Annotated in this window: 4 protein-coding genes and 1 pseudogene; 1 reads left to right on the top strand and 4 read right to left on the bottom strand. The window is 69.7% G+C overall.

The genetic code is table 11. The features are described 5' to 3' along the window. Together G6R25_RS22445 and G6R25_RS25610 are read right to left on the bottom strand one after the other, a co-directional pair. The coding region (locus G6R25_RS22445) for a hypothetical protein (protein ID WP_163554476.1) at nucleotides 1–778 on the bottom strand (778 nt) is incomplete at its 3' end. A 60-nt stretch (nucleotides 779–838) separates the two neighbouring features. Beyond that, a complete protein-coding gene (locus G6R25_RS25610) occupies nucleotides 839–1,009 on the bottom strand; it encodes a hypothetical protein (RefSeq protein ID WP_205447366.1) in 171 nt (56 codons plus the stop codon). On the opposite strand from G6R25_RS25610, the gene G6R25_RS25605 reads away from it, so the two are divergent. Continuing rightward, the gene (locus tag G6R25_RS25605; protein WP_205447365.1) at nucleotides 1,002–1,421 is read left to right on the top strand and encodes a hypothetical protein; all 420 of its coding nucleotides are present in this window, start codon (nucleotides 1,002–1,004) and stop codon (nucleotides 1,419–1,421) included. The genes G6R25_RS25610 and G6R25_RS25605 overlap by 8 nt on opposite strands. A gap of 315 nt (nucleotides 1,422–1,736) precedes the next feature. On the opposite strand, the gene G6R25_RS22435 is transcribed toward G6R25_RS25605, so the two are convergent. Then, on the bottom strand, nucleotides 1,737–2,810 hold the full coding sequence (locus tag G6R25_RS22435) for a M29 family metallopeptidase (protein ID WP_163554475.1): 1,074 nt from the start codon (nucleotides 2,808–2,810) through the stop codon (nucleotides 1,737–1,739). A 300-nt stretch (nucleotides 2,811–3,110) separates the two neighbouring features. Further along, nucleotides 3,111–3,708 (bottom strand): annotated as a pseudogene (locus tag G6R25_RS22430) (hypothetical protein); the annotation flags it as partial.

The raw sequence follows: 3,708 nt of genomic DNA, 5'->3' as shown, positions 1-3,708 counted from the left end.
CGTCGGCTCCAGCTGACCCCGCCGCGCGGCGCAGGAAGTTCTCGACGATCGCGTCCACCGTCGCGGTCGCACGGATGTGCACGACGCAGAGGATGCGGTCGCCGGGAACGGTGTGCCGCTCGAAGTGCTCGTTGACCGCCGCGTCGTCACAGCGCGGCCGGCCGCGGTAGAGCCCGCGCGGGACGCCGATCCCGGCGAGGCGGCCGCTGTCGGGATCGAACGGCGCCGCCGGGGCGAGCGACGCCGCGATCTCACCGGCCAACCGGGTCACGTCGGGGTCCTGACCCGCCGGCCCGACCTCCGGGTACATCACGGCGCCGGGCAGCCGGCCGTAGGCCCGCATGGCGCAGTACGCGACCGGGTTGTAGGTGCGCAGCGCGGACAGTACCGGGAAGCCGCCGGTGACGACGGCGTCCTCGAGCAGCGCCAGCCAGCTCGTGCTGAACACCGGCCCGCGACGCAGCCGGGCGCTGACAAACTGCGCTCCGATGTGGAGGAACCGCCGGCCGGCCGCGGTCGCGGTCCAGCTCGCCCCCAGCGCGGACACCGGCTGCCCGCTGGCCCGGTCGACGCCGACGACGAGATGTTCGGCCTCGCGCAGCAGGCCGGGACCGGCGGCGAACAGCTCCGCCATCCGCAGGTCGGGCAGGGCCGCGACGAGCCCCTCCTGCAGCCAGCGGTCCTCCGCCAAGCCGAGCTCGCAGTCCTGGGAGAATCGGACGACCGTGTAGGGCTGCGAGGCCTCGGCTGCGGCGGCCGACGCGGCCGGCGGCGACATGGACATCATCCCCCCTGTGATCCCCCGTTCTGATGGCCGTCGGTGCGGTGCCGGGATCGCTCAGGCGAACTTGGCCGCGACGCTGCCCGCAGCCTCGAACGCGCTGGTCGCCGGGGCCACCACCGCCTGGTAAAGTTCGATGAAGTAGGCCACCCACAGGTTCGCGACGGTCCGGATGTGCGCGAGCACCTTGGCCTCGTCGGCGGGCGAGGCCACCAGCGAGGTGAGCACCCTCCAGACGAAGTCGGCGTGCTCGTCTTCGATGTCGGTGCCGACGTGGCGCCGGGCGCCGGGCGCCGGCGAGCTTCTTCCGGCCGAGCTGCTCCTCCAGGTTCTTCACCCAGGACGGCTGGGTCTTCGTCGTCGTGTACTCGACGAAGTAGACGCTGCACAGCAGGGCCAGCGGGGTGCCCTCGAACTCCATGCCGTACTGCAGGTAGCCGGTGAGCAGCTTGGTGGCCTGGAACGGCTCGGTGCCGTAGATCTCCGCCTTGGTCACGCCGACCTTCGCGAGGTCGCCGGCGAACCACTCGTCGTGGAGCATCTCGTCCTCGACGTAGTGGGCCCACGCCGCGCCGCGCACCGGGTCGCGCTTGGTGAAGTAGCCGATGGCCAGGGCGTCGATCGTGCGCTTGCGGCGTAGCCGGAGGATGGTCTCGACGTTGTGGCGCTTGTAGTACTCCAGGTTGATCTCTTCACCGCGGGCCTGGTGGTCCGCGTACGGGATCTCGTCGTAGAACTTCTTGATCATCGCGTCGAGCATGGTGTCGACCTGCGTGCGCAGGTCCGTCAGGTCGGCGGTGCGGGCGGCGGCGGCCGCCCTCGGGTCCCCTTACCAGGTGCGCGGGTCGTCGGTCATCGGTGGGCTCCTTCGGCGGTTGGCGGTGTGCGGCCGGCTCGCCGAGGAATCGACGTGCCCGCGGCGGGCCGAGCCGTGGTGCTGCGCTGCCTCGGCCGGTCAGCAGCCGCAGGTCGGGGTGCGTCGCCGGCGCATCCGGCGCGGGGCGGGACCGGCGAGCCGGGTCCCCGCCGGGTCGGACATGACCGTGTCGGCGCAGGTGAAGGTGAGCGCGTACCGGGTCGTCGGGGTCAATCCGAACCCGAGGTGGATGATCCCGTCGGCCGCGCCGTACATCTCGTTCATCCCGCAGTTCCCCGGCTGCTGGTCGAGCACGGGGTTGAGCCCGATGCCGAACTCCCACACGACCCGGTAGGCCTCGTCGGTGGCGAACAGCTCGTCCAGCGCGTCGACGGCGCGTTTGCCCGCGGCGTCCACCGCATGGCATTCGGTGACCATGCCGTCGGCGAGGTCGAGCACCACCGTGGCTGTGCGCAGCACGTCCAGGTCGTCGAAGAGCCGGGCCTGCTCGGCGAGTACCGCGGGGTCGTCACCGCGGTGCACGATGGGGGCGCCGCGCAGGGCGATCTGCCCGTCCAGTGCCAGTCGGCGGCTGGTGTCGAACCGGTAGAGATCCGTGGGGACGGCGCTGGCCTCGCCGGACGGCGCGATCTGCTGTTCGCCGGCCGCGAGCGCGCCGGCCTGCTGGTTCCACTCGTAGTCGCCGGAGATGACGAAGCGGGCGGAGGCGTGCCCGGCGAGGTCCGCCAGCGTGACGTGGTCGGCCTCGCCGAGCGCGTCGAACAGCCGGTCCGCGCGGGACTCCAGCGCTGCCGAGTCGGTATGCTCCACCACCGTGAGGAAGTAGGCGACCTGGGAGTCCGTGACGGGCGTCGAGCCACAGGGCATCACCGCGATCCGCCGGCCCGGCCCGACCGTTGTGGGGTCGGGGGAGACGAGGAAGCGGTCCGGGCAGACGACGAACACGTCGGCGTCGGCGGGGATCCGCTGCGCGAGCAGGGCGTCGGTGAGGCTTTCCTCGGCGTCGAGGGTGCGGTGCACGACGCTGCGGTAGCGGCTGCTGGGCGCGAGGGTGAAGTCCGTGGCCCGGTCGGCCTGGGTCAGCAGGCAGAACGTGGAGTTCGGGCCGGCGAACTCCCGATGCAGGTCGGGACGCACGAGGAACTGTGCCATGGGGACCACCAGGGGGCGCGGCGCGAGGGGCTGGTTGGCGTTGGCGGGAGGACCGGGGGCGACCGGAGCGACCGGGGGCGGTGCGAACGCGGGCCGGGTGAGTGGCCCAGTCGGGGTGGGTCGGCCCGGTCCGGCCGACCCACCCCTTCTCAACGGCATTAGCCGAGGATGGTGCCCAGGTAACGGTCGTTCTTCTTCACCTGGATCTTCTTCTGCGTGACCTTCTCCACAGTGATCACCTCATTCCGTCAATCCGTTGGAATGCGGTGAACAGACGAGGGAGACCCTCGCCCGGACCGATCAGTTGGCCAAACCGACCAGACTCTCGAGAGGCATCGCGGACGTTACCGTCGGCGTGCCGAGCAGGACGTCGCCCAGATCGTTCGTGACGACTGTTCCCGGGGAAATGATGTCGAGGTGGTACTGGGTGTAAGGCGTGAGCCCGATTCCCCAATGTAGACAGCCCCGGGAGGATCCGTAGACCTCGTTCATGGCGTGATTACCAGGAAGCAGATCGAGGGTGGTGTTCAGCGCGTGCCCGATTTCCCAGACTATGCGGTAGCGGGAGTCGACTTGGAAGAGCGCCTCGAACATCTCCAGGATACCATGACCGGCGGGGCCAGGGGAAGTCATTTCGGTGATGAGACCGTTTTCGACCCGGGCCACGACCGCGTTCTCGTGCAGCGGCCAGAGTTCACTGTGAATACGCTCCTGGTCGTGCCGGGAGAAGGACGGTGTGCCGGAATGCAGGATCGGGTATCCCTGGATCACGATCTCGCCCTCCAGGGGGAGTCGGAGATAGTCCCCGAACTCTCTGATCTCGTTGGGAAGCACACCGAGCCTTTCCCGGTAACGTTTTGTCGCTTTGCGTGACATCAATGTTGTGTTGGTGTGTTGG

The organism is Candidatus Frankia alpina (assembly GCF_902806485.1).
GTDB lineage: Bacteria > Actinomycetota > Actinomycetes > Frankiales > Frankiaceae > Frankia > Frankia alpina.
This window is presented reverse-complemented; position numbering and strand designations above follow the sequence as displayed.

Excerpts from the sequence above, each read along its gene's own strand:
- G6R25_RS22435 (WP_163554475.1), bottom strand. The coding sequence starts at position 2,810 with ATGGCACAGTTCCTCGTGCGTCCCGACCTGCATCGGGAGTTCGCCGGC.